This is a genomic window from Pedobacter paludis (assembly GCF_003173575.1).
Taxonomy (GTDB): domain Bacteria; phylum Bacteroidota; class Bacteroidia; order Sphingobacteriales; family Sphingobacteriaceae; genus Pedobacter; species Pedobacter paludis.
The window spans coordinates 26,437-53,350 of record NZ_QGNY01000010.1; the positions used below are offsets into that span (position 1 = coordinate 26,437).

The following is a 26,914-nucleotide window of genomic DNA, read 5'->3' on the forward strand; positions in this document are numbered from 1 at the left end:
AAATATAAAAAAGCCTCATTGCCGTAAATATAACGAAAATGAGGCTTTTTTGAAAGTAAAAGATGTTTCAAGTCTATTTGGAAACCGAATTAAAATAATCTAAAGTTGCTTCTTTATCTTTTTGCAATTGAACGGTAAGGGCTTCCAAGCCTGTAAATTTTACATCGTGGCGCAAGAATTTTAAAAAGTTCATTTTAATATCCTGACCGTAAATTTCTTGGTTAAAATCGAAGATATTAACCTCAATGTTTCTCGTCATTCCGTTTATGGTGGGACGTTGCCCGATGTAGGCCATGCCTTTAAAAGTTGAAAGTTGAAAGTTCAAAGTTGAACGTTGAGACGTAGAATTATCGAGCAAATTATCTTCCGACTTCTGACTTCCGACTTCGGACTTTTCACTTTCCAAACCCATTTCTACCGTTACAGCGTAAATGCCATCTCCTGGAATAAGTTTGTATGTTTCCTCAACAAAGATATTTGCTGTTGGGAAGCCAATTGTTCTGCCAATTTTATCGCCTTTAATTACTCTTCCAAAAATGGAAAAAGGATAACCCAAATAATCTTTGGCTAAACTTACATCGCCTTCTAAAAGTGCCTGACGTATTTTTGTAGAACTTACGGCAACATCATGGATATCCTGTTCCATAATTTCTTCTACCGTAAAGCCATAATGTAATCCAGCGCTTTTTAAATCGCTTAAATTTCCAGATCGGTCCTTGCCAAAACGATGATCGTAACCAATAATGATGTGTTTGGTACCGATATTATCTACGAGGGTATTTTTAATGTAATCTTCGGGAAGCTGATTGGAAAAGTCTCTTGTAAAAGGCGTAATAATTAGATGATCAACTCCCAAACTTTCTAAAATTTCGGCTTTTTCATTAATGGTATTGATCATTTTTAAATCCTGGTTTTCAGGATCGATAATCATTCGTGGATGCGGGAAAAAAGTTAGGATGACACTCTCGCCATGATTTGCCTTGGCTTTTTCGACCAATTGTTTGATGATTTTTTGGTGTCCGAAATGAACGCCATCAAAAGTACCGATGGTTACAATTGCATTATCCAGCTTTTTAAAATCGGAAAGGTTATTATATATTTTCAAGGGTGAATTTTATTTTAATAAATTGGGTTTTGCATTAGGAATGGAAGCGGTATCTCCTGATTTTTCATCGGGAATTTAGCGTACAGCCCGACCCCTTGCACAGCTTGAGGGCATGCCCAAATTCTTATTATTTGTTTTTAATGTAATGCATGGCGCTTTACTACGCCACCTTTTAAATCGGCTATTTGTTGTTGAATTACAAATGCATCGGCATCTATTTGCCTAATTGCTGTTTGTAATTTGCTCATTTCTAGTTTTGTAACAACTGTAAATATAATATCTATATCTTTTTTTTCGCCATAGCCACCTTCTCCTTTGTAAATGGTAACGCCACGTTTCATTTCGTTAATTATGAAGCCTTTAATGGCGTCCTGATGCTCGGAAATAATGGTTACCCCTGTGTATTGTTCTATTCCGTTAACGATGAAATCTATCGTACTCGAAGCAGATAAATAGGTTAGGATTGCATAAAGTGCTGTTTCGATGTTTAAAAAATAGGCTGCAAAGGCAAAAATTATAATGTTTAGAATTAAAATAATATTGCCTACCGTTAAAATGCTGTTTTTACTGATGTATAAGGCCAGAACTTCGGTTCCATCGATAACACAGCCTCCACGCATGGCCAAACCGATTCCGCCACCCAGAAACAAACCGCCAAAAAATGCAATCAATAGTTTATCGTGGGTAATGGGTTGGAAGGGTAGAACAATTAGAGCGACAGATAATGCAGCAATGGCAACTGCGGTTTTTATGGCAAAACCTTTTCCAATTTGCCGATAACCTAATATTACAAAGGGAATATTTATAATTACGATTAAGTAGGAAAGTTTAAAGCCAGTTAATGTGCTAATCAATAGAGAAATACCGGTAACACCTCCATCAATAAAATGGCTTGGCATTAAAAAACTTTTTAAACCGAAACATGCTGAGGTAACTCCGGCAATTATGAGAAGAAGTTCTTTTATAAATCTGGTATTCCTGTTTTTAATGTGGTTCATACTTCAGCCTGAGTTTTAGCTTCTTCTTTCTTATTGCGAATATAATTAACGAGTTCTAAAACCTCAAACGCATTACTAAGCAAAAAGTTTCCGCTCCGTGTACGAACAAGTTTAGAAAGATAGGCACCACTGTTAAGTGATTTGCCAAAATCGGAGATGAGCGAGCGGATGTAAGTTCCTTTGCTGCATACGATTCTAAAATCGATTTCGGGTAACGATATGCGGGTTATCTCAAATTCTGGAACAGTTACAAAGCGCTTGCGCAGTTCTACTTCCTCGCCCAAACGGGCCTTAACATATAAGCGCTCGCCATTAACTTTCACTGCAGAGTGTGCCGGGGGATATTGTTCTATATCGCCGATGAATTGCGGAGTTGCGGCGTAAATTTGTTCTTCGGTAATCTGGCTGATGTCGAAAGTTTCATCCACTTCAGTTTCCATATCGAAAGAAGGGGTTGTTGCCCCTAAAATCATGGTTCCGGTATATTCTTTTTCTTCTGCCTGAAAAGTATCTATCTGCTTGGTTAATTTACCGGTGCAAATAATAAGCAAACCGGTAGCCAGCGGATCTAATGTGCCGGCATGCCCAACTTTTAACTTTAAGGGTTTTAAAGAATTACGGATTTTGCCAACTACATCAAAAGAAGTCCATTTGTATGGCTTATTAATTAAAAGCAGTTCGCCTTCGGCAAAATTGAATTCTTTAAATTTTGGATTTTCTGTGCTCACGAATCTTTTTTGCGCAAAGATACAGATTCAATGTTGTTTAGTCGATTTTTTTAGCCACAGATGCGCACAGATAAATACAGGTTGTTATTTTGAAAAGATTATTTACCTATGCTTTAATTTAATTGATAGCTAATCAACAATAGCCTCTATATAATTTGTAAGTTATGGCCGGTTAACAAAAGGATGATAATTGCCAAACCTGCTGCAATTCTATACCAGCCGAAAACTCTGAAACCATGCTTATTTAAATAACCGATAAAGCTTTTAATGGCAAGTAGAGCAACTACAAAAGCAATTACATTTCCGATGATAAGCAAATTGGTTTGATCGTGCGAAATGGTGTGGCCTTCTTTATAAAAATCGTAAAGCTTTTTGCCTGTTGCCGCAAACATGGTTGGTACAGCTAAAAAGAATGAAAATTCTGCAGCTACTTTTCTGCTTAACTTTTGGCTCATACCGCCAACAATAGTCGCTCCAGAACGGGAAACACCAGGAATCATGGCAATACATTGAAAGAAACCAATTTTTAAAGCGGTTAGATAGGTTACATCTTCTTCTTCGTTAACTGTCGGTTTGTTAAACCATTTATCTACAAATAACAAAATAACGCCACCAACTAACAATGATATTCCAACAGCCATTGGACTTTCCAGAAGTTCGTCTATTTTTTTGCTTAGCAATAAGCCAAATACAGCAGCCGGAATGAAAGCAACAATGAGCTTTAGGTAGAAATTAACCGATTTGAAAAAGCGCTTGAAGTACAGCACCAAAACTGAAAGAATGGCACCAAGCTGTATTGCAATGGTAAATAGTTTAACAAAAGGTTCGCTGGCAATTCCCATAAAAGAAGATGCAATAATCATATGGCCAGTGCTGGATACGGGCAAAAATTCCGTTAATCCTTCTACAATAGCAAGGACAATGGCTTCGAAATAGTTCATATTATTTGGGTTGTGAAGAGTAGAAATGAAGAAAACGCTTAAAGTAAATTAAGCGTTCTCAAATATAATCCATTGGGATAAATTACTTTTTTAAAACAGCGTAGATCCCAAAGCCAAAACCAAATAGCACAACAAGCGGTGCAAGTAATGTTCTTCTGAAATCATAAATGTCGCCAGTGGTTCCCATCATTAAAATGAAACCAACGGCTACAATTGCAATGCTGATTAACAATAATTGATAGTTTTTTTTGCCAAAAACCAATTCGTTTTGTTTGGTGTCTTTGATATCCTTAAAAATCGGACTTGCTTTTTTTTCTGCCATTATCTATATAGATGATAAGATTTTAAACGTAAATATCTGCTTACAGCAAACCAGGTACTAATACCTGTTATAAAAATACCGATGATTATTAATCCGACAAATACGAAACCAAATTCTTTGTAGTTGTTTAGGATTATAATTTCTGGTACTTCTTTGCGTGCATAAATTAATGTTGCCAATAAGATGATGATTGCTATAAAGGCCGCAATTAAACCATGCAAAGCAGCAAATAATAAGAAAGGACGTCTGATAAAATTTTTCGTTGCACCAACAAGCTGCATACTTTTAATTAAAAAACGTTGAGAGTAAATGGCTAACCGTATCGTATTGTTTATCAGCGCTATAGAAATAACCAAGAGTAAAAGCGCAAAGGCTAAAATAATCAATCCAATGGTATTGATATTCTTGTTTACCATATCAATTAATGAGCTTTGATAAACCACCTCCTTAACTACAGGGTTTTTAGAAATGCTCGCTTTTAAGCCATCAATACTTTTATTGTTTGCATATTCTGCTTTTAAATATACATCAAAGGTAGAGGTTAATGGATTGTAGCCTAAAAAGTTAACAAAATCTTCGCCTAAATCCTGAGTTAAGTTTCTGGCCGCTAATTCTTTGTTTACATATTGAGTTTGCTTAACAGCAGGATTGGCATTCAGCTCTTTTTGAAAAGCCAAAACATCTGTTTCTTTTGCACCTTCATCAACGATGATATTTAAAACGATGTTTTCTTTAACGTAATTAGACAGGTTTTTGGCATGTACAAGTACCAACCCAAGCAGCCCTAGCATTAATAAAACCAATGCAATACTAATAATAGTAGAGATGTATACGGTTTTGGTTTTCTTAGATGCATCACTTACTTCGAATTCTTCCATGTATTTCAATTTTGTTTCTGCGAAAATATAAATTATACCTGATAAACACCAATTTAATGAGGCTTTAAATCAACACTAACGCATAAATTGAAGTTTTAGTTTCGTATAAAATCCAAATCAAAATTGGCTTAATTTTAAAAATCGGTACGAAATTTGGTTAAAAGGCGTTATTAATCATATCTAAACCCTAAAATATTTATCATGAAAAAACAAATTACATTCCTAAGCCTCTTATTCCTTGTCACGACAACCCTTTTTTCTTGTAAAAAGGATACCGAATCTACAAAAGCCCGAATTATGGGTAAATGGACAGTGAATAAAATTATAATCACAGGAAACACTGCTGATGCTGCCAATGGTACATTCACTTATGGTAAAACAAGTGACTATATGGATTTTAAATCCAATGAGGATGATCAGGTAGAGTTAAGTTTATCAGGACAAAGAACAATCGGAACTTATGTTGGAACTCAAGATAGTTTTAACATAGCATTTCCAGAGGAGGGAGCATCTTACTGTACGATCAACAGCTTAACGGAAAATATACTTCAATTTACGGCCAAAGTTGATAAAACAAACATTGTTAAGGTGTATTATTTATCACGCTAAAAATCTTAATCCCGATTATTTGCTTGCGCCATTGGTTAATATCAATGGCGCATTTTTTTTTTTGAATTTTTTTCGTCATTGCGAGGCACGAAGCAATCTGTTCGTGAAAAATATTGCTTCGTGCCTCGCAGTGACGACCAATGAAATCTATGTTTCTCCGACTAAAATTATGTTTTACTAAACCCCTTAATTTCCGTAATTTCGCCCCTTTAAAAATTTAAAACATGCAATGGATTACCAATTCAAAGAAATAGAACAAAAGTGGCAGAAATTTTGGGCCGATAATCAAACATTTAAAGCCGAAAGTAATTCTGAAAAGCCTAAATATTATGTGTTAGATATGTTTCCTTATCCTTCAGGAGCAGGTTTACATGTTGGTCATCCACTTGGGTACATTGCATCAGATATTTTTTCGAGATACAAACGCCTTAAAGGTTTTAACGTCTTGCATCCAATGGGTTACGATTCATTCGGTTTACCTGCAGAACAATACGCGATACAAACCGGTCAACACCCTGCAATTACTACGGAGGCAAACATTGCAACTTATCGCCGCCAGTTAGACCAGATTGGTTTTTCTTTCGATTGGAGCCGTGAAGTGCGTACCAGCGAACCGTCCTATTACAAATGGACGCAGTGGATTTTTATGCAGCTGTTCAATTCGTGGTACAACATTGAAAATGACAGGGCAGAAGATATTAATACACTTATTGAGAAGTTCAATGCTTCAGGAACAGCTGATGTTAAAGCAGTTTGCGATGAAGACGTGAAATCTTTCTTGCCAAGCGATTGGGCAACTTTTACTGAAGAGGAAAAGCAAGAAGAATTATTAAAATACCGTTTAACATATTTAAGAGAAAGTACCGTAAACTGGTGCCCAGCTTTGGGAACGGTTTTGGCAAACGACGAAGTGAAAGACGGTTTTTCTGAGCGTGGCGGTTTCCCTGTTGAGCAAAAGAAAATGATGCAGTGGAGCATGAGAATCACCGCTTATTCTGACCGACTTTTGCAAGGTTTAGATACCATTGATTGGCCAGAACCAATTAAAGAAATGCAACGCAACTGGATTGGGAAAAGTGTTGGAGCATCGGTTAAGTTCCAGATTGAAAGCAATGAGAAGCAAATTGAAGTTTTCACCACCCGGGTTGATACCATTTTCGGTGTTTCTTATTTGGTTTTAGCACCTGAACACGAATGGGTTGCAGAATTAACAACGCCAGAGCAGAAACAGGATGTAGAAAATTACATCGCTCAAACCAAAAAGAAATCAGAATTAGACCGCATGGCCGATACAAAAACGGTTTCAGGTGCTTTCACAGGTACTTATGTAATTAACCCTGTAAACGGCGAACGTGTTCAATTGTGGATTGCAGATTATGTACTTGCAGGTTACGGAACAGGTGCGGTTATGGGTGTACCAAGTGGCGATCAACGCGATTGGTTATTTGCAACGCATTTCAATTTGCCAATTATCCAGATTTTGGATGGTCAAAAAGATATTGACATTCAGGCCGATCCAACTAAAGAGGGAAAATACATTAACTCCGGTTTTATTAATGGCTTGACTTATAAAGAAGCCGTTCCATTATTGAATAATTGGTTAGAGGAAAAGGGCGTTGGAAAAGCCAAAGTTAATTTCCGCCAACGTGATGCGATTTTTGGTCGCCAGCGTTATTGGGGAGAGCCAATTCCGGTTTATTTTAAAGATGGTTTGCCTTACTTAGTTCAGGAAGAAGAATTACCTTTAATTTTGCCAGAAATTGATAAATATTTACCTACCGAAACTGGAGAACCGCCTTTAGCAAGAGCCGAAAACTGGACCCCGAAAGAAGGCGGACATTATGAATTGAGCACCATGCCGGGCTGGGCGGGAAGCAGCTGGTATTGGTACCGTTACATGGATGCCAATAATAACAACGATTTTGCGTCAAAAGAAGCCGTTGAATACTGGAAAGATGTTGATTTATACATCGGTGGTTCTGAGCATGCTACGGGCCACTTATTATATAGCCGTTTCTGGAATAAGTTTCTGAAAGATTTGGGCTATACCAAAGAAGAAGAACCATTCAAGAAATTGATTAATCAAGGAATGATTCAGGGCAGAAGTAATTTTGTTTATAGAATTAATGACGCTGATGGCAAGCCGACAAATACTTATGTTTCTGCCGGATTAAGAAAAGAGTATAAAACTTCAGCATTGCATGTTGATGTAAATATTGTAGAAAACGATACTTTAGATTTAAATAAATTTAAAGCTTGGAGAGAAGAATATGCTAATGCAGAATTTATTCTTGAAGGCGGAAAATACATCTGCGGCGTAGAAGTCGAGAAAATGTCCAAATCAAAATTCAACGTCGTTAATCCCGATGATTTGATTGAGCGTTACGGAGCCGATACCTTGCGCATGTATGAAATGTTTTTAGGTCCGCTGGAGCAGAGTAAACCATGGAATACGAATGGTATTGAAGGTGTGTTTAAGTTTTTGCGTAAATTTTGGAGATTATTCCACAATGAGGCTTGGGAATTTACCGTTTCAGATTCAGAGCCAACAAAGGCAGAATTAAAAACCTTGCATAAGATCATTAAAAAGGTTCAGGATGATATTGAGCGTTTCTCTTTCAATACTTCGGTTTCTAGTTTTATGATTGCTGTTAATGAATTAACAGATTTGAAATCGAATAAACGCAGCATTTTACAAGACATGGTAATTATCCTTTCACCATATGCACCACACATTTGCGAAGAACTTTGGGTGCAATTGGGTAATGAAGCAGGAAGTTTATCATATACGGCATTTCCAACTTTCAACCCCGAACACTTGGTAGAAGATGAATTTGCTTATCCAGTTTCCATTAATGGTAAAATGAAAATGAATTTGAATTTGGGCTTAACCTTAGCTCAGCCAGAAGTAGAAGCCATTTTATTTGCTGATGAGCAATTCCAGAAATATTTGGAAGGCAAAACACCAAAGAAAATCATTTTCGTAAAAGGAAAGATTATTAATGTAGTGGTTTAAGCGGAAAGCTTAAAGACTAAAGCTGAAAGCTTTCCTGCAATTTTTATAAAGAAAACCCCGAGTTGAGAAATCAATTCGGGGTTTTTTATGCTCTTTGTCATTGCGAGGCACGAAGTTCCAAAGGAGTGACCATGTTACAATCCTACTACTATGGGTTTATAACTATCGCATTAAGATTGCTTCGTGCCTCGCAATGACGACCGTTCATAGAAAGTTTTATTAGAGCAATTCGCCTATTCATTGCCGTCTGGCTTTAGCCGACGGATAACAAATAAAAACAAAACCCGAGCTGTAATTTGCAACTCGGGTTTTTATAAAATTAGCAAGAAAGCTTTAGTCTTTCCGCTTTGTTCTTTTATCTTTTTTTAATCTTCAGCCTATCTCTCAGCTTTTCTTCTGTTTCCGCCAAATCTTCTGTTGTTACTAGAATTACGAGGCTTACCACTCATATTTCCATCACCGTTTCGTTTAGCGCCACCACCGCCACCTTTAGACTGCGCTTGTGGCTTACGTTTAACCTGGTTTTTAGCCATCATACTTTGCCAAGACAATGGATAAGGATGGTCATCAACAATTGGAAGGGTAATTTTAATCAGTTTCTGAATATCCAATAAGTATTCGTTTTCTTCTGCATCACAGAATGAGATGGCAATTCCATTTGCACCTGCACGGCCCGTACGGCCAATTCTGTGTACGTATGATTCTGGAATGTTTGGCAATTCGTAATTGAAAACGTGCGATAATTGATCAATATCAATACCACGAGCCGCAATATCAGTAGCTACTAAAACGCGGATTTTTCTGTCTTTAAAATCTGTTAAAGCTCTCTGTCTGGCATTTTGAGATTTATTGCCATGGATTGCGGCCGATTTTATTCCAGCGAAACCTAAATCCTTAACAATCCGATCTGCACCATGTTTGGTACGCGTAAAAACTAGTGCAGTTTCAATCGCCTTATCATCTAAAAGGTGAATTAATAGCTTCTTTTTATCAGGTTTATCAACGAAATAAATAGATTGATTAATGGTTTCGGCAGTTGATGAAACCGGCGTAACTTCTACCTTGGTTGGGCTAGATAAAATTGTGTTGGCCAACTTCTGGATTTCATCTGGCATGGTAGCCGAGAAAAATAAAGTTTGGCGTTTTGCGGGTAATTTAGCTACAACTCTTTTTACATCGTGAATGAAACCCATATCCAACATGCGGTCAGCTTCATCTAAAACAAAAAGTTCAATCGTGTTTAAACTGATAAAACCTTGGTTCATCAGATCTAACAAACGACCAGGCGTAGCCACCAAAATATCAACACCTTTTCTTAGTGCTTCTACTTGCGAGTGCTGATTTACACCCCCAAAAATTACCAATCGGCGTAAATTTAAATTGCTTCCATAAGCTTTAAAGCTTTCTTCAATTTGAATGGCAAGCTCGCGGGTAGGTGTTAAAACCAAGGCTTTAATATTTTTTGTGGCTTTGGTATTGATGTGTTTTTCGTGCAATAACTGCAACATCGGGATGGCAAAGGCAGCCGTTTTTCCGGTTCCGGTTTGTGCGCAGCCTAGTAAGTCTTTACCTTTTAATATCGTTGGGATGGATTGCTCCTGTATAGGCGTAGGTTGAGTATAACCTTCTTTCTCAAGGGCCTTTAAAATTGGCTCAATGAGGTTTAATTCTTTGAATAACATGTATTTTTTTGTGTAATATTTATCGAAGAAGCTAGAACAATCATTTGTTGAAGGACTAACTTGCGGATTGCTTTAAATGATAAAGAAATTCTGCTTCGGGAGCAAAGATACAAAAATATGTGAGATGTAATATGGATGATGTTCGAGTATAATGATTTTAAATGATTGCAATTTGCCATTCACTCATTTAATCCTACACTCATTCAATCATTATCTTTCCTCCTTAAACCTACTAAAAAACAAAAGTGCTATTAAACATAGCCCGAAGCCAACAACGCCGTTTAGGCGCAATCCAAAATCGTTGCCGGGATCCTTACCATATATCGTTAACATGGCAAATATTGCAATACCCAAAGTTTGCCCTAGCTTTACGAAAAGATACTTCACGGCGAAGAACATGCCCTCATGATTTTCGCCTGTTTCCAATGTGTCTCTTTGGGCAATGTCGGCTAAAATTGCTGTAGGTAAAATGCCCAATGCAGCCAATGGAAAAGAGGCGGAAAGAACCAATATGTAGATTTGTGTATATGGCCCAAAAGGTAGTTTTCCTAAGAAAAATATGGTTACAAATATTAGACAAAGAACGCCAAAGGCAATCAGTACAAAAGGTTTTTTGCCAATTTTAGCCGAACCAAAGTTTACAATTGGATAAAATATTAAGGAAGCCATAACCATTGCGCCCATAAATTTGCCCCCTTCTGATTCTGGTAAGCCTAATAATACAGTGCAGAAAAATAATAAGCCACTGGAAATGATGCTCAATGCGGTATAAAAAGCAAAATCAGATATGAGATAATATTTAAAATTGCTGTTTTTAAAGGTGTTCTTTATTGCTGGCCAAAGCGGCACGTGTGTAGGTTTCGCGACAGAAAATTCTTTTTCATCAATAAAAATTATTGGCATCAACATCACCAAGCCAGATAAAATACATAGTCCCCAAATGGCAATTTGAACGGCCTCACTGCGATTGGCAACGTGAAAATTATGCTGAACCAAATCGGCGAAGTTATTTGTACAGGCAGATAAAATGATTCCAATTACAAAGCCAACCTGTTGGTAACTAGATAATTTAACTTTTTGTCGCGGCGTATTGGTTACTTCAGCAAGTAAGGCGTTGTAGGGAATGATATAAGTAGTTACTGAAACAAAGAACAAACACAAGGTGATGGTTAACCACCAGGCATTATGTAAACTTTCGCCTTTTTGAATAGGATAGAATACCAGTGCGCAAAAAATCATTGCAGGTACTATAGCAACTTTCATAAATGGCATTCTGCGACCATTTGGGTTGGTGCTCGCATCACTTTTAGAAGCAATAAATGGATCGAAAACGGCATCAACCAATCTGCCGGAAGCCGCAATGATGGAAAGAATATTGAAAGCACCTAAGAAAACAAGCTGAGGTACCAATGGAGGCAAACCTGCATTACTTGGTGGTAGGTAAAAATACGGCAACATTACGATGATGATGTTCGTCATCGTACTCCAGCCAATCATGCCTGCCGCATAAGCAATTTCTTGTTTTAAAGAGAGTGTTTTGTTCATTAATTAATTTTACAAATATGTTGTTTCTATATTTTTAAGCCTTTATTTCGACCGAAGTGGAGAAATCTTTGTAAAGCGAAACTTAATCGAAATTTAAGTTTTGGCGCTTTTAACCTTACATTTCAGCAATAATTTGCTTTTTAAACCCGACAGCAGCGACAGCCCCGAATTTTTTATGAGGGCTATAGCAAATGGCGGGACTATCGAAACCGATGAGCACTGAAATTGCTTTTCAAATAAAATTAATCTACTTCTTTTTCAGCATTTTACTGATAAAATATATTATCAAAAAGCCAATAAAAATATATAAGCCATTTAATGCCGCATTTGGATCATCAGCATAAATGCTAAAAGCTACAAAGGTATAAGCCGCAATAAATATTATTGGCAATATAGGATATAATGGGACAGTATAAATGGTTTTTTTATCAAGATGTGCTGTTCTTTTTCTTAATATAAAAATTGCAGCTGCAGAACTCGCCATACTGATGCTTTCTAAAAAGATGGTATAGTTTAAAATTTTATCGAAAGTTTTGGCAAAGAAAATAATTACAATAGCAACTACGGTAAAAACCGTTAAGCTTAAGGTTATGACCTCGGTTTTCTTATTTATTTTACTAAAAATTTTTGGTAGTGCACCTTCTTCGCCCATGGCGAACATGGCTCTTGGGTTGCTGAGCAGATTTACATTTACATAGCCCATAACCGAGAAAAAAATGATTACAGAAAGTAAATTAAAACCAAAAGGGCCAAATATTTTGGCGGCCAATATGGCAGCTATGCTTTCTGCTGATTTCAATTCTTCAAAACCAATTACTTTTACATACACATAATTAATGGCTAAATATAAACTCACAATGATGGTTAAACCGATAATGATGGAACGGGGAATTACCTTTTTTGCTTCCTTAACTTCGCCACCGAAATTGATGGTTTGCGCATAACCTGCGTAAGAAAATGAAACCGCAATTAAGCATAGCCCTAAAGCTTTTCCATAATCAGACCAAGCGGGTAATGCACCACTTACAGTTTTAAAAACTGGTGTTATGGTTTCCGTTTTTGCGCCAAAAAATATAGCGCATATGAGCGTAAGCACCATGCCAATTTTAATTATGGTTAACACATTTTGGGTTTTAGCGCTGGCTTTCAATCCCAAAAGATTGATTAAATAAAATATCAAAATGGTTATTATGGCAATTGCAACCCGGTAAGTTTCGTTTTGTTTGTCTATTGGTAAAACGATCTTACTTAAATATTCTGCACCAATAATTGAAATAGCCGCTACAGATGCTGCGCTTGAAATTAGAACGATACAGTTAATGGCAAATGCGATTGAAGGATGGTAGGTAATGGAAAATATTTTGTAATAGCCACCTGTAACCGGATATCGAGAACCAATTTCTGCATAAGTTAATGCGCCACAAAAAGCTACAAAGCCTCCAATTGCCCAAGCCAAGTAAAACAATTCGGGAATTTGTGCTTTCGCTGCAACATTTACAGGCGTACGAAAAATACCCATGCCGATTACCAAACTAACCACAATCATGGATAAATCGAAGAGCGAAAGTTGCTTTTTTTGCTGCATTTAAAGAATAATAAAGGATGGGATGAAGATAGGGAAATTATGGAAGATGTTAGATGGATGATGTAAGATGGAAAAGAGAATCTCAATCCGTCCATTTTAGAATTCTATATCATAACCTTTTCCATCTCCTGTATGTTGAAATTTTCTTTTGTTAGCTTCGCAAAATAAATCTATTATTGTATAATAATTTTTGCTATTTGAGATTTGCAAAACCACAACAACATTAACTTTCAGATTCTCAATATCAAATCATCCCTAAATATTTGTCATGTTGAACGTTAAAGCTTGCTCCGATCATCCCTCGGTATGGCTGCTTTGTGTAAAAGCAAAGTTCAATCAACCTGATAACAATAAACAAAATTTATGGCAGAAGTAATTTATAACGACGACAGTATTCGTTCATTAGACTGGAAAGAACACATCAGACTACGCCCCGGTATGTACATCGGTAAGCTTGGTGATGGATCTGCGCAAGATGATGGAATTTACGTTTTGTTAAAAGAAATTGTAGATAACTCTATTGATGAGTTTGTGATGGGTACAGGAAAAACCATCGAAATTACGCTTTCTGAGCAAAAGGTAAATATTCGCGATTATGGCCGTGGCATTCCTTTAGGAAAAGTTATAGATTGTGTAAGCAAAATTAATACAGGAGGTAAATACGATAGTAACGCTTTCCAAAAATCGGTTGGCCTAAACGGAGTGGGTACTAAGGCTGTAAATGCGCTCTCAACAAATTTTGTTGTACAATCTTACAGAGATGGAAAAACGAAAAAGGTAGAATTTTCTAAAGGAGAAATTGTAAACGAACAGCCGATAATTGATACAACGCAGCGAAACGGAACTGCAATTACTTTTTATCCTGATGAAAGTATTTTTAGAAACTACCACTACATTCCTGATTTTGTAGAAAGCATGGTATGGAATTATGTTTTCCTAAATACCGGCTTAACCGTAAACTTTAACAACCAGAAATATTTTTCAGAGCGAGGTCTTTATGATCTACTTTCGAAATTTAATAAACCAGAAGAAATCCGTTACCCAATTATCCACATGATTGGAAACGATATCGAAATTGCAATGACTCATGGTCAGCAATATGGAGAAGATTACCATTCATTTGTAAACGGACAGCACACTACACAAGGTGGTACGCACCAAGCAGCTTTTCGCGAAGCCGTTGTAAAAACGGTTAGGGAATTTTATAAGAAAGAATTTGAAGCATCTGATGTACGCTCATCTATCATAGCGGCCATTTCGGTTAGAGTTCAGGAACCGGTTTTCGAATCGCAAACGAAAACCAAATTGGGCTCTCAAAACATGGGGCCAGAAGGACCATCGGTTAGAACTTTCATTATGGATTTTGTAAAGAAAGAACTTGATGACTACCTGCACAAACATGCTGATGTTGCCGATGCACTATTGAAACGCATTCTTCAATCAGAAAGAGAAAGAAAAGATATTGCCGGAATTAAAAAGCTAGCGAATGATCGAGCTAAAAAAGCTTCGTTGCATAATAAAAAACTTCGCGATTGTAAAGTTCATTTTAATACCACTCACGAAAAGCGCTACGAAACCACTCTGTTTATTACTGAGGGAGATTCAGCATCAGGTTCGATTACAAAATCTCGTGATGTAGACTGCCAGGCCGTATTTAGTTTAAAAGGAAAACCGCTAAACTGTTATGAACTAACCAAAAAAGTGGTTTATGAAAACGAAGAATTTAACCTTTTACAACACGCTCTAAACATTGAGGATGGCTTGGAAGGATTGCATTACAACAATATTGTAATTGCTACCGATGCCGATGTGGATGGAATGCACATTAGATTATTGATGATGACTTTCTTCCTTCAATTTTTTCCTGATTTGGTAAAAGCAGGACATGTTTACATTTTACAAACTCCGCTTTTTAGAGTTCGAAATAAAAAAGAAACCATTTATTGTTATAGTGATGAAGAGCGCCGAAATGCCATTGAAAAATTAGGAAACAAGCCGGAAATTACTCGTTTTAAAGGGTTGGGAGAGATTTCTCCAGATGAATTTGGATTGTTTATTGGAAAAGATATCAGGCTGGATCCTGTTATTTTGAAAGATCAAACCATTAAAAGCTTGCTTGAATATTATATGGGGAAAAATACTCCCGATAGGCAACAACACATCATCAGAAATCTGCGAATAGAAAAAGACGAGGTAACGGAAGAACCTAAAATTATTGATGAAGTAGCATAAAATTCGGCGTTGATTTCATCCAAAAATTAAATCAACGCATTTGAAACCCACAAAAAGTTCTGCAACGAAATATTTATTAGTTGTATTTTTAATTCTCATTATCTTCGGTATTACCGTTGGATTATTTGTGAATTTTTCCAAGATCCCGCTGTTAAAATCGGCGAATAAAATTGTTCAGGTGCAGAGCGATTTTACAAAATTGGATAGCTGTATTTTCAAGCTGTACAACGCAGAAAATAGTTGCAGAATGTATGTGGTAAGTGGAAATAGAAATTATTACAATCAGTTTTCGAAAGAGATTAAAGAAATTTCTTTAATCATGGATACCATCGAAAGACAAAATCAAAATGAAAAAGCAATCTCTGTCGAATCATTTGATAATCTGATCAAACAGAAAAAAATAAGAACTGCTCAATTTATCGAACTGCGTAAGCTTTCTGATAGCTTAATTAATTTTTCTATTGCAGTAGATAAAGATGTTGAAAATATTAACCCAAAAAGCAGGCTCTTTACTGCAAGGCAATTTAAAAGTATTGTAAGGGTTGATACCATTAAACCCGGAGTGGTTGCTAAACCCAAGAAAAAATTCTTTGGCAGAATACTCGATGCAATTGGGGATAAAGGGAAAAAAGCAATTGATAGTTCAAAATCAACGTATGTTAAAACCGTAATTTCTGCGGATACATCTTCTCTGAACATTGCATACAACAAAATGCAACTTAAAGCCATCAACGATTATTATTTAAGGTTATATCGAATTAATAAAAAACTTAAGGATAAGGAAAAAGAGCTTTTAGATGTAAATCATCAATTAATAACCAGTATTGTTAACGGGTTGAAAGCGTATAAGGTGAAGGAGAAAAATTATTATGCCACGGTTCAATATTTATTGGGTACATCTACGGTTAGCACGGTAGAAAATTTAGATAATTTTAGCGTTATTCTATTATGTTTAGCTGCAGGCCTGTTGCTTTTAGTTTTTTTTACCATTTATAATTTTTACAAAAATGAAAAGGCGCTGATCGATTATAGCAATAAGGCGGCGCTCTATGCACTTTCGAAAAGTAGATTTTTGGCTAATATGAGTCATGAGATTCGTACACCATTAAACTCTATCGTTGGGTTTTCGGAACAATTGACTCAGGCCGATTTAGAAACCGAACAAAAGGAGCAAATTGGAGCAATTAGAAATTCTTCGGTTATGTTGCTCGATGTGGTAAATGATATTTTAGATTTTTCTAAGTATGAAACCGGGAAGGTTTCGATGGAAAGGATTCCTTTTTCTCCAAACTTAGCCATTCAGGATATATTTGATAGCATGCAAATCCAAGCGAATAAAAAGAAAATAGGATTTGTAATTAATATGCCAATTGATAAGGATCTCTACATTTTGGGAGATCCGTTACGGTTGAAACAAGTTGTAATGAATCTCCTGAGTAATGCCATAAAATTTACTAACCAAGGCAGTGTTACTTTAAACGCCAGCATGGTGAAAAGTCAGGGTAACAATTCCTTGTTAAAAATCAGCATTTCAGATACCGGAATGGGCATTAATCCTGTAGATCAGAAAATTATTTTTGATGAGTTTGCGCAGGTTTATTATGCATCTACCAAAGAGAAACAACAAGGAACGGGTTTGGGATTAGCCATTTGCAAAAAGATAGTTGAATTTCAGGGAGGTAAAATAGAGGTGAGGAGCGAAGAAGGAAAAGGTTCTACCTTCTCTTTTGAGTTGCCTTATGAAACAACAGGAAAACCTAAAACCAATGAGCTCCCTGTATCTAGGCTGAACATAGAAGCAAAGGTCTTAGAATGTAAAAAGATTTTATTGGCAGATGATAATATGCTGAATATTTTATTGGCCAGTACCATTTTAAAGAAATACAAAGTTGTTTTTGATGCGGCCTACAATGGCAAAGAAGCATTTGAGCTTTTTAATGAAAACGATTACGATTTGATATTAACCGATATTCAAATGCCAGAGATGGGCGGAATCGAGCTCACCAGGAAAATTAGAAATTTTGAAATCCTAACTAAACAAAACATTCCGATTTTGGGGGTTACAGCCAATGTTATGCAAGAAGATAGAGAAAAGTATTTAGCCTCTGGTATGAATGAACTGGTATTAAAACCTTTCCTCGAACAGGAATTGATTGAAAAGATTTTGAAATTTATCAAATAACCAAAACCTATCGTTCATTTAAAGTTTCTGACCAATGACCAATAACTAATGACTAATAACCAATGACTAATGACCATTGACTGGAATTACTGATTAACCTTCGGAGCATCTACAGTATCTTCCGGGTGTTGGGGAGGAAGCACATCAACTTTCTTTTCTACGATGGTAATCTTGGTGAATACAGCGTATTTACTTGGTTTAATGCCACCGTCGTATTTCTCTGCGTAAGCTTGGGTAAACTCTGCACCAAAATATAAGATTATCGAGGTATAATAAATCCAAAGTAAAATAACAATTATCGAACTTGCTGCACCAAATGCCGAACCCGGATTTCCCTTTTCAATATAAATCCCGATTAAATACTTTCCAAGGCTAAATAGTACAGCCGTAAATAAGGCACCAATAATGGCCGATTTCCATTTAATTACCACATCGGGCAAAACTTTAAATATTACGGTAAAAACAGCGGTAACAGCAGCTAAGGTAATTACGTTGTTTAAAATGTAGATAATTAAAGCCATTGTATCATCCGCAACAGGAACCACTTTATCAATCTCGCTTTTTGAAAGCAATGAAATCAGTTTGTCGCCAAGACCCACAACCACGCTATTTACAACTAAAGAAACCAAAAGTAAAAAGCCCATAGATACAATTAGCGAAAATGACAATAACCTATTTGTAAGCATTTTTAACCAGCCTTTTTTAGGGATGGCTTTTACTTTCCAAATCATATTGATGCTGTCCTGAATTTCGATAAAAATTGCGGTAGAGCCAATAACAAGTGTTGCAATTCCGATAATTAATCCAATAGTAGACTGCCCTGTTTTATTAGCATGCTCTACAAATCCCTGTATTTGAGTTGCCGCATCTTTACCTACCATTTCTGTAACCTGAACAAAAAATCTATTTCTTGTATTGGTATTCATCTTATCGCCAAAAAACAATGTAGCGGCCGATAAAATAATGATTATGAGTGGCGTAAGGGAAAAAATAGTGTAATAAGCTAATGATGCACTAAGTTTAGTAATTCGATCTTCAGCAAAACCTTTCCCTGCAGCTATAAAAAGATGATAAAGGGCAATAAAGAAATTTTTAATCTTATTGATTATTTTCATTGAAAAATTAAAATGGATAGCCTATCCCAATATTAAAGATTAAATTTTGTTTTCGCCAGTCTTTATTTCCGAAAGCAACCTGGTCAAGCACCCAACGTTGTCCATCAGGCAAATAAGGTTTGCGCACAGGGAAAGCAACATCTAATCTGATTACAAAGATTGTTGCATCTACACGTACACCAGCTCCAGTACCAACGGCAAGTTCGTTAAGTGCATTTTTCAGTTTAAACCCTGAACCGGGTCTGCCTAAATTAGTTGTTCCTGGAACACCAAGATCTTCTTTTCGCAACCAGATATTTCCGGCATCAACAAATAATGCACCGTAAAGAATACTCACAATTTTAAACCTTAACTCAGAGTTTAGCATCAATTTAATATCTCCACCTTGGTCTGCAAAAATTGCATCATCCTTAACTTTAAAAGTTCCTGGCCCTAAAGTCCTTGCTGCAAAAGCTCTTATATCATTGCTTCCACCAGCAAAAAACTGTCTTACAAAAGGCAATGAAGTACTATTGCCGTATGCGTAGCCATAGCCCAGATTTAGACGGTTGGCCCAGATTAGGTTTCTGTTAATTTTATAGTAATCTCTAAAATCAAGTTCTGTTCTTATAAATTGAGAAAGTGGCACATTAAAAAGCGTACGTTTTCCTTCCTCGTTTTTAGGAACAAATGCACCCCAAACATTACCGCCAGTTTCTAATCCGCCATAGAAGTAAACGTTATTCCTTCTACTATCCTCCATTTGGTTGGTATAAGTAAAGTTGTAATTACTTCCAATAATGAATTGATCTTCTAGAGTTGTTCTAAGGAGGGGATTAATATCGTATAAGCTATCTCTAATTTTTGTTGAAGGGAAACTTGTAGAAATATAACTTACGGAGATCGGATTAAAATTATGTTCCTTGTAAATGTTTTCCTTAAAATTGTATCCAAACTCTCCCTTAAATGCGTTTAGGGTATATTCAGAGCCACGGTTTAGCATTTGATACGAAAGCGACGCAATCGTTTTTGGGATAAATGCATTCGTACTATTCGGTTTATAGAAAGGCACTATAAATCTTGGAAATGTTAATTTACCTTCTGCAGTTAACGATAAGGAATTTTTACCTAAGGAAGTACCCGATGTTTGCGTTTCAAAGCCACCGCTTACACTTACATCCAATTGTTCTGCCCCTCTAAATAAGTTCCTTGTGGTTTGTGTTAACTTCACTTCCGATCCGACAAAATTGTTCGATTTACTTGTTCCGGTTACTGAAAAGGTTAATGAATTCTTCTTTAGCGGCGTTAGATAAATATTAAGATCGAGTTGTGCATTTTTAGAGCTGTCGGGTAAAAATTCAGCTCTAACATCCTGAAAAGCACCAATGTTAACCATTCTGTTTAACGATTGGTTGTGGTCTCTACGATTATATGGCTCCCCTTTTTGAAAGAAAACCAGTCGATCGAAAAGCCTTGGCTTAAACGTATTTTTATCGTCGTAAATGTTAAAATCCTTGTATTCTAGCGGTTTTAATTTTCTCAAAATACTATCTCTTCTTAAAGAATAGTTTGGGTAAATGTTAATGTTTTTAATGGTATAAGGTTTTAACCCAGCATCTGGAGCAATATCTTTAACTTTAACCGAAACATTTACCAGGTTTTTTCCAATGGTACTATCTACTTGTAAGATTAAGTAATCCGGACTAAAATAAAAGTATCCCTGTTCTTTAAGGTCATTATCAATTCTTATTCTTTCATTTTTATAAACATCAAGATCATAAAAATCGCCGGTTTTTAATAAGGTTTTGTCTTTATTGGCATTGATAATTTTAGTAAGCACACCTGTATCGGGTGGGAAATTGATTTTGTTGATTTTGTATCGATCGCCAGTATTTGCAGTATAAATTGCCTTTCCTTTTTTGTCCTTTACAACGGTATCTCCGGTAACTTCAGCTTGTAAATACCCCTCGCTTAGCAGGTAACTTGTTAAAACATCATTGTTATATTTTAGTTTTACTTCGCTAAGTAATACTGGCGGTTCGCCCTGTCTTCTTAACCAATTTTTAAATCCTTTTGGTTTTTTAGGCTCACCCGCAAGGTTGTAAAGTGCAAGTTTATATTTTATGCCCAAAATGGATTTATTGGGACGTGGTCTCGTTTTGCTTTCCAAGTCTGTTTTAACTTGTTTTTCATCATGAATTTTCCCCGAAGAATCAGGATTAATTTTTACTTCGGCACCTGTATATAAAATTTGTCCAGGTTTTAAGGATTTTGTACTGCTACAGCCCGCCCAAACTAAACAGGCCATTAAAAATAAAAAGGGTCTAGTTAGTTGTCTCATTTTGTGCTTTTTGTTCAATGTTTCTGATTCTTTTTATTCTTTTTTTCTGAAAAATTTCTCTGAATTTATTGTAGTCAACAACCAAGGTAAAACCCAAACCGGTTTCAATAATCTGTCCCTGAACAATCATATCGTTTTGGTTTCTGCGATAAGCCCTTAAACGATATCTTCCATCTGCAGAAAGCGCATATTCTACATTTACGTTTCCAGCAATATTGGTCGATTTTTCTCCTGGTGCCTGAGGACCTTCCAAGGCAAAAGAACTTCCAACGGTAACAGTTAATCTATCGTTTAAAAGTTTTTTAGAGAGGCCAACTTCCAGATCGGTTTTTTGCTGCAGTGAACCTGTAGAATAATCTTCTGATGAATTTACACCGAAGTTAAGATCTACCCCTTGAATCAAGTCGGATGTTAAATTATTCAGTTGCTCTGTTAAAAGCTTACTTACACTTGCTCGGGCTAGGGTAGAAACACCGCCTCCGCCACCAGCCAAGCTTTGGAATGGATTATTAGCGATAAATCTGTTTAAGGCCAATAAAGCAAATACCTGTTTGTTCAGCTCACTTTCATCGCGATTTACATTTAGTAGTTTGGTGTAAACAATTCCGCCCAATGCATTCCGCTCATTTTCTGGCAAATCTAATTTAAAGGAGATGATCGGTTTCAAAAGTTCGCCTTTCATCATTAAATAAACTTGGAAAGGCAATTTTGTTTTAGCCTGAATATTCGATGGATCATTAATCAAATCAATAGGAGCGGCGTTAACCTCATACAATGCACTTAGATTTACATTGGCCGTGGTAGGTTCGCCAGTCCATATAATTGTACTGCCCTTAACCAATTTAAATGCTTTTTTACCTAATGGACCAACAGATAAATTATAAGATCCATCAACAATTTCGTAGCGACCGGTTAAACTGATTTTTCCGCTTGGATCCATCGTCGCATTTAAATTTGCATCTCCTTTAACATTCAGTGCATCTCCATTAGCAGGATCTACAACCACATTCAATTCAGCTTCTGGGTCTATTGTTATTGCAGCAACAAGATTAATTCCCTTAACAGGCGATTTACTTACACTATCTACCTTTAAAGCTCGCTGTCCGTTAAACGGCGGTGCATCTGCATCAATAAACTGAACAATGCCATCCTGGTCAATCACCGAAGGATCATTTGAAGGCAAGGCAAAGAAGAATTTGGTTCCCTTATTAACCTTGATGTTCATGTTTACATCTGGCTGATTTAAATCTCCACGAACTTTAATGTTGCTGGTTAAGAATACCGTCCCATAAATCATGTCGTTATCGGCTGCGGTTGAATTAATTGCCCTGAAGTTGTTCATATTGATGTCCAAGCCAAAGCGATAATTCTTAAAATCAGTTGTAAATACGCTTCCGTTAATGGTTGCTTTTTGATTTAACGAATCAATTAGGGTAAAGTTGTTAAAACGAATTCCTTCATTGTTGAAAGAGATCTTTTCGTTTGGCATACGGAAATAAGAATTTACATAAGCTACTTTTATTCCAGCATTATTGAAGGTTAAATCACCTAAAATTCTTGGAGCAGTTAAAGCACCCTTAACTGTAAGTGCACCTGTTAACGTTCCAGTTCCGTTTTTCAATTGTCCCTGCGATAAACTTTCGATGTTTTTCATTTCAATTTTATCGATGTTGACTGTTAAATCCAATGCGCTTTGCGGAGCTGTATAATAAAAACCATTAACCCTCAATTCGTGTACTCCGGTTAGAGCAACATTAACTTCGAAAGCATTTTGGGTATTGTTGTTTACAGCTACACGGAGCGTTCCCAATTGGTCTTTTTGATAGCGCAATTGATCGATGGTTAAATTGGCTTCAAATTTTGGATTCGAAGCTAAATCCTTAACATTTGCTGTTCCATTTAAACGCCCGCCAACCAAAGTGGTATCTGTTTCGGCAAATTTGGTTAAAGTTTCCAACTGAAAATCTTTAAATTCGACATTTAAAGGTGCATTTGGCGAAGTTGGATTGCTATTTATCGATAAAGACTGACCGCTGTTGCTAATCTGAAACTGATTAACCAAAATACCCGATTGACCAAATTGGATATAGTTTTCTGGTGAAACCACCCATTTTTGGTAATCTAAAAGCAGTTTTTGAGGATCTAAAGTAAATTTGAAATCCTTATTAATCGATTGGAAAGTTCCGCCAATTCTGTATTTATCCTTCAGCTGTCTATCTCTTAAAAAGATATTTACACCTAAATTATTGTTCGCCGCGTCGCCGCTAACCTCAGTATTAAAAAGGGCAATAGATGGGCTTTGCAGGCTTTTTACCGTTAATGCGTAAGCGAGCTTATTGTTATCATTGTTTATATTTAAAATAGTTGTATCTACTTTAAAATCACCGTAAACTACCTGTGGGAAATTCCCTTTAATTTGCAGACTATCTTTTTGAGTATCTATTAAACCATAAAACTGCGATGGTTTAAACACCGTTAATTCAGGCACAAAACTCTTCAATAGTTTAGAGTCATAAACCTGTACAAAAAACCTTAACCGTTGATCAGGAATTTTGGTTACCTGGCCAAAAGCGTAATATTTATTAATCTCATTAATAATGGCGTTACTTACTTTGGTAAGCTGGTATTTACCGTCGATTTTTGCCGATAAAATTTCTGATTTCAGTGTAAGTTCATTTTCGGTTGCGGTAGATTTCGCACGAATAGAAATGGTATCTACATTAATTCGCTGCGCATCTTTTACTACCTGCAAACCGGTAATATCAACTGATCCATTTAAATAATCCGCATCGGCAGTGGTTAAATCTACCTTTACCATTCCAGCAGCGCTTAAAACCGTCGGACTAAAATTTAAGGCTTGTAGATTAACTTGTTTTAAATTCAGGTTAGCTTTAACAGCAGGATATTTCCCTGCAAGATTAACTTTTGCATCTAAAGCAAAATTGGCATTGCTATCTGGCATGCTGCTTTTTATATTGATGTTTTCTCCGCTGTAATTTCCGGCTACGTTTAAATTGCGATAAGTGTATTTGTTGTAATAAGCACTCAGTACTTTGGCATTAAATTTTGCATTGATTTTTTTAGGATCAAGGCCCGTTCCTACAACATCGGCCTTTGCAGAAATACGCCCAAGTTTCGGTTGCATTTTTAGCAAGCGCCCAACATTAAAATTATTTAAACTTACGTTGGCTTTATAACTTTCTCTACCTTTTGGTCCTTTCATCCCGGCTACTACAACAGCACCTCCCATATCCGTTTGGATGTTTAGGTTGGTGTTAAAATCCGTCATCGAGCCCTTAAAATTACCTTTTGCATTAATTACATTCGGTAGTTCTATGCTTGGTGGCAGAGATTTTTTTGGTACGGCAACCAGAATATCACTCTTGGTAATGTAGAATTTTTTGATGTTTAAATCGAGATAGGTTTTCTTGATATCAGGCAATCCCTTTGCTTTCCCGCTAATGTCAATTTGTGTGTTCTTCAAGCCACTAATCTGTAAGCGAGGGATATTTAAATTGTTCAAATATCCATTAACATCTGCATTCAACTTGATTTTTTCGTTGCGATAATTTGCAGGAATTGCATCGCTAAAGAATCCGGCATCTTTTAAACCGATTGTTGTGTTTTTAAAATTCAAGCTTAATTTTACGCGTTCGGGATGTTTTGTTAAATCATCCATTGACGTAAAGTTTAGTTCCGTGGCATTTTCTATGGTTGTATTAGGCGTTTTCAAAACGAAATTGCTCAGCTTAATTAACTTATCGTTGTAAACTGCATTTCCTTTTAATTCATTCAATGTGAAACCGCTTTTCTCTTTTAGCGAACCATTTTTAACATTGGCTTTTATTCCAGCTGCGCTATAATTTACATCACTTGCCCCAAATGTTAATCCATTAATTTTTAGGTGGTTAAAATCCATTCCTTTAGGAGCTGGTTTTGCACCAAGGTTATCAAACTGAACATTGTTATCTGCCAAGCTAATATTTTTGATGATTAATCCTAAAGGCGATTTTTCTGGAACAACAGTGTCTTTAACCTTTTTTAAATCGTTGGATGGAGCAGGTTTAAAAGCAAATAAAATATTCGACTTATTTAGTTTAGCATCGTCAACGGTGTATTTGCTATTGGTTAAATCTACTTTAAGGTTTACCAGGCCGAGTTCATTTACATCGGCAACAGCTTTGGTAGTCGAGATTTGATCATCATAATTAACCTTTACATTGTTGAAGGCAAAATTCTGAACTTCGATTAATGGGAGTTTTCCAGTTTTTTTCTGACTGCTATCAACACTGTTTGTTAGGTGCTGAACCAATTGGGTAAGTGGTTTCTGCTGTAAATATTTTAGAGAGGTATTGTTTAAGGATAACTCTTTAATAACATAATGCTGATTCGCCAAATCAAAATCTTTTATTTTGGTTTTAAAGGCACCTAGATATAATTTCACGTCATTTCCGGCCACATCATCACGGTAGGTAATTCCAATATCCTCGAAAGAAACTTTATCAACAGAAAATTTAAGTGTAGATGTGGTGTCTTTATTAACTTTTTCATCAGGTTTTTTTTGTTCGCTCATAAAAGCATCAACCAAAAAAGAAAAGTTAAAAGTTGTATCCGGATTTATGCGCTTCACATTCGCACGTATGTTTTTTAGTTCAATGTTATTAATCTCAACTGTGTTTTTTAGCAGTTTGAATAAACTAATATCTACGGCTAGTTTTTCAGCATACAATAAAGTATCACCTTTTCTATCCTCAATATAAAACTTGTTTAAAACGACATCCTTTGGAAGTGCAATTTTGATGCTTTCAAGACTAACTTCTGTCTTGGTTTTGTTTTTAAGGTAATCAATGGCCTTTCCCTTTACAAAATTTTGTACCGCTGGGATATTTAAGGATAGGGCTAGGCCTACAACAAGAATGATTATAGATGCAATTACCCAAAGTAAAATTTTCAGACTTTTACGTACGTATTTATTCAAAGCGATGCGTGTTTGGTGTTTGACAAAAGCTAAAAGCATGCCATTAAAATTAATTAATCGCACATTTTTATAATTAATACAAAAAATAACCTAAATTGTTCGCCCGCTATAAAAATTTAACAATAGCGGTTTCATAACGAGTTAAAAATGAAATCAATAAACCTAAATATAAGCTTCGAACAATACGCTGGCATTCAAGAATTAAGCGAAAAAGACAGCATATTATGTCAGCTTTCTGAGCAGGCATTATCGACATCCTATTCACCTTATTCTAATTTTAAAGTAGGTACGGCAATCCGTTTATCCTCTGGCGAAACCATTTTAGGAAGCAATCAAGAAAACCTGGCTTACCCATCTGGTTTATGTGCAGAGCGTGTTGCTTTGTTTACCATCGGTGCAACCTATCCAGATGCAGTAATCGAAAGCATGGCCATAACAGCAAAAACGGATGCCTTCGAAATTTTGCATCCTGTTACTTCATGTGGCGGTTGTTTGCAGGTAATGGCAGAGTTTGAAAGGAAACAGAATTCGTCAATAGAAGTTATTTTTTATTGCCTAAACGGTGAGGTAATGAAAATCCCGAGCGTAAAAAGTTTATTGCCCTTTGCTTTTGTAGAGGATAGATTGCAGGGATCTAAAGCGTAAATACTTTAGTTTTTAACCACCCCTTGCCCCTCC

17 protein-coding genes are annotated in these 26,914 nt (G+C 36.2%); 5 read left to right on the top strand and 12 right to left on the bottom strand.

The window, feature by feature from the left end:
• Positions 1-73: 73 nt before the first annotated feature.
• The 6 genes from DF947_RS20885 to DF947_RS20910 all read right to left on the bottom strand — a co-directional run bounded on the left by DF947_RS20885 (position 74) and on the right by DF947_RS20910 (position 4,972).
• On the bottom strand, positions 74-1,105 hold the full coding sequence (locus DF947_RS20885) for a bifunctional riboflavin kinase/FAD synthetase (RefSeq protein ID WP_109932662.1): 1,032 nt from the start codon (positions 1,103-1,105) through the stop codon (positions 74-76).
• A gap of 137 nt (positions 1,106-1,242) precedes the next feature.
• Positions 1,243-2,103 carry a YitT family protein gene (locus DF947_RS20890; RefSeq protein ID WP_109932664.1) on the bottom strand — a complete coding sequence of 287 codons (861 nt, stop codon included), beginning with the start codon at positions 2,101-2,103 and terminating at the stop codon, positions 1,243-1,245.
• Positions 2,100-2,831: a tRNA pseudouridine(55) synthase TruB gene (gene truB, locus DF947_RS20895; protein ID WP_109932666.1), complete on the bottom strand. Its 732-nt coding sequence runs from the start codon at positions 2,829-2,831 to the stop codon at positions 2,100-2,102. The genes DF947_RS20890 and truB overlap by 4 nt, the downstream gene beginning before the upstream one ends.
• A gap of 146 nt (positions 2,832-2,977) precedes the next feature.
• Positions 2,978-3,772: an undecaprenyl-diphosphate phosphatase gene (locus DF947_RS20900; protein WP_109932668.1), complete on the bottom strand. Its 795-nt coding sequence runs from the start codon at positions 3,770-3,772 to the stop codon at positions 2,978-2,980.
• 82 nt (positions 3,773-3,854) lie between these two features.
• Positions 3,855-4,094, bottom strand: coding sequence for a DUF3098 domain-containing protein (locus DF947_RS20905; protein ID WP_109932671.1), 240 nt, complete (start codon positions 4,092-4,094; stop codon positions 3,855-3,857).
• Positions 4,094-4,972 carry a cell division protein FtsX gene (locus DF947_RS20910; protein WP_109932673.1) on the bottom strand — a complete coding sequence of 293 codons (879 nt, stop codon included), beginning with the start codon at positions 4,970-4,972 and terminating at the stop codon, positions 4,094-4,096. Before DF947_RS20910 ends, DF947_RS20905 begins: the two co-directional genes overlap by 1 nt.
• A 201-nt stretch (positions 4,973-5,173) precedes the next feature.
• On the opposite strand from DF947_RS20910, the gene DF947_RS20915 reads away from it, so the two are divergent.
• Together DF947_RS20915 and leuS are read left to right on the top strand one after the other, a co-directional pair.
• Entirely contained in the window at positions 5,174-5,581 is a 408-nt protein-coding gene (locus DF947_RS20915) for a hypothetical protein (RefSeq protein ID WP_109932675.1), read from the top strand.
• Positions 5,582-5,810: 229 nt separating this feature from the next.
• Positions 5,811-8,597, top strand: a complete 2,787-nt coding sequence (gene leuS, locus DF947_RS20920) for a leucine--tRNA ligase (protein WP_109932677.1) — start codon at positions 5,811-5,813, stop codon at positions 8,595-8,597.
• Between the two features lie 377 nt (positions 8,598-8,974).
• Here leuS and DF947_RS20925 read toward each other — a convergent pair whose 3' ends face one another.
• The 3 genes from DF947_RS20925 to DF947_RS20935 all read right to left on the bottom strand — a co-directional run bounded on the left by DF947_RS20925 (position 8,975) and on the right by DF947_RS20935 (position 13,409).
• Complete coding sequence (locus tag DF947_RS20925; protein ID WP_109932679.1) at positions 8,975-10,279, bottom strand: DEAD/DEAH box helicase; 1,305 nt, start codon at positions 10,277-10,279, stop codon at positions 8,975-8,977.
• A gap of 210 nt (positions 10,280-10,489) precedes the next feature.
• The gene (locus DF947_RS20930; protein ID WP_109932681.1) at positions 10,490-11,824 is read right to left on the bottom strand and encodes an MFS transporter; all 1,335 of its coding nucleotides are present in this window, start codon (positions 11,822-11,824) and stop codon (positions 10,490-10,492) included.
• Between the two features lie 247 nt (positions 11,825-12,071).
• Complete coding sequence (locus tag DF947_RS20935; RefSeq protein ID WP_109932683.1) at positions 12,072-13,409, bottom strand: APC family permease; 1,338 nt, start codon at positions 13,407-13,409, stop codon at positions 12,072-12,074.
• Between the two features lie 363 nt (positions 13,410-13,772).
• Between DF947_RS20935 and DF947_RS20940 the strand changes: the two genes are divergently transcribed.
• Positions 13,773-15,641 carry a DNA topoisomerase IV subunit B gene (locus tag DF947_RS20940; RefSeq protein WP_109932685.1) on the top strand — a complete coding sequence of 623 codons (1,869 nt, stop codon included), beginning with the start codon at positions 13,773-13,775 and terminating at the stop codon, positions 15,639-15,641.
• A 40-nt stretch (positions 15,642-15,681) separates the two neighbouring features.
• The gene (locus DF947_RS20945) at positions 15,682-17,823 is read left to right on the top strand and encodes an ATP-binding protein (protein ID WP_109932687.1); all 2,142 of its coding nucleotides are present in this window, start codon (positions 15,682-15,684) and stop codon (positions 17,821-17,823) included.
• A gap of 86 nt (positions 17,824-17,909) precedes the next feature.
• Here DF947_RS20945 and DF947_RS20950 read toward each other — a convergent pair whose 3' ends face one another.
• The 3 genes from DF947_RS20950 to DF947_RS20960 are packed head-to-tail and all read right to left on the bottom strand — an operon-like array spanning position 17,910 to position 26,236.
• Positions 17,910-18,938: a YihY/virulence factor BrkB family protein gene (locus tag DF947_RS20950; RefSeq protein WP_109932689.1), complete on the bottom strand. Its 1,029-nt coding sequence runs from the start codon at positions 18,936-18,938 to the stop codon at positions 17,910-17,912.
• 7 nt (positions 18,939-18,945) lie between these two features.
• Complete coding sequence (tamL, locus tag DF947_RS20955) at positions 18,946-21,258, bottom strand: translocation and assembly module lipoprotein TamL (protein ID WP_109932691.1); 2,313 nt, start codon at positions 21,256-21,258, stop codon at positions 18,946-18,948.
• Positions 21,242-26,236, bottom strand: coding sequence for a translocation/assembly module TamB domain-containing protein (locus DF947_RS20960; RefSeq protein ID WP_109932797.1), 4,995 nt, complete (start codon positions 26,234-26,236; stop codon positions 21,242-21,244). The genes tamL and DF947_RS20960 overlap by 17 nt, the downstream gene beginning before the upstream one ends.
• A 147-nt stretch (positions 26,237-26,383) precedes the next feature.
• Between DF947_RS20960 and DF947_RS20965 the strand changes: the two genes are divergently transcribed.
• Positions 26,384-26,881: a cytidine deaminase gene (locus tag DF947_RS20965; RefSeq protein WP_109932693.1), complete on the top strand. Its 498-nt coding sequence runs from the start codon at positions 26,384-26,386 to the stop codon at positions 26,879-26,881.
• Positions 26,882-26,914 lie beyond the last annotated feature (33 nt).

Bases quoted from the DNA above. Each gene is read 5' to 3' on its own strand.
- leuS (WP_109932677.1), top strand. From the start codon at position 5,811: ATGGATTACCAATTCAAAGAAATAGAACAAAAGTGGCAGAAATTTTGG.
- DF947_RS20890 (WP_109932664.1), bottom strand. From the start codon at position 2,103: ATGAACCACATTAAAAACAGGAATACCAGATTTATAAAAGAACTTCTT.
- DF947_RS20910 (WP_109932673.1), bottom strand. From the start codon at position 4,972: ATGGAAGAATTCGAAGTAAGTGATGCATCTAAGAAAACCAAAACCGTA.
- DF947_RS20905 (WP_109932671.1), bottom strand. From the start codon at position 4,094: ATGGCAGAAAAAAAAGCAAGTCCGATTTTTAAGGATATCAAAGACACC.
- DF947_RS20935 (WP_109932683.1), bottom strand. From the start codon at position 13,409: ATGCAGCAAAAAAAGCAACTTTCGCTCTTCGATTTATCCATGATTGTG.
- DF947_RS20950 (WP_109932689.1), bottom strand. From the start codon at position 18,938: ATGAAAATAATCAATAAGATTAAAAATTTCTTTATTGCCCTTTATCAT.
- DF947_RS20925 (WP_109932679.1), bottom strand. From the start codon at position 10,279: ATGTTATTCAAAGAATTAAACCTCATTGAGCCAATTTTAAAGGCCCTT.
- DF947_RS20965 (WP_109932693.1), top strand. From the start codon at position 26,384: ATGAAATCAATAAACCTAAATATAAGCTTCGAACAATACGCTGGCATT.
- tamL (WP_109932691.1), bottom strand. From the start codon at position 21,258: ATGAGACAACTAACTAGACCCTTTTTATTTTTAATGGCCTGTTTAGTT.
- DF947_RS20900 (WP_109932668.1), bottom strand. From the start codon at position 3,772: ATGAACTATTTCGAAGCCATTGTCCTTGCTATTGTAGAAGGATTAACG.
- DF947_RS20930 (WP_109932681.1), bottom strand. From the start codon at position 11,824: ATGAACAAAACACTCTCTTTAAAACAAGAAATTGCTTATGCGGCAGGC.
- DF947_RS20915 (WP_109932675.1), top strand. From the start codon at position 5,174: ATGAAAAAACAAATTACATTCCTAAGCCTCTTATTCCTTGTCACGACA.
- DF947_RS20940 (WP_109932685.1), top strand. From the start codon at position 13,773: ATGGCAGAAGTAATTTATAACGACGACAGTATTCGTTCATTAGACTGG.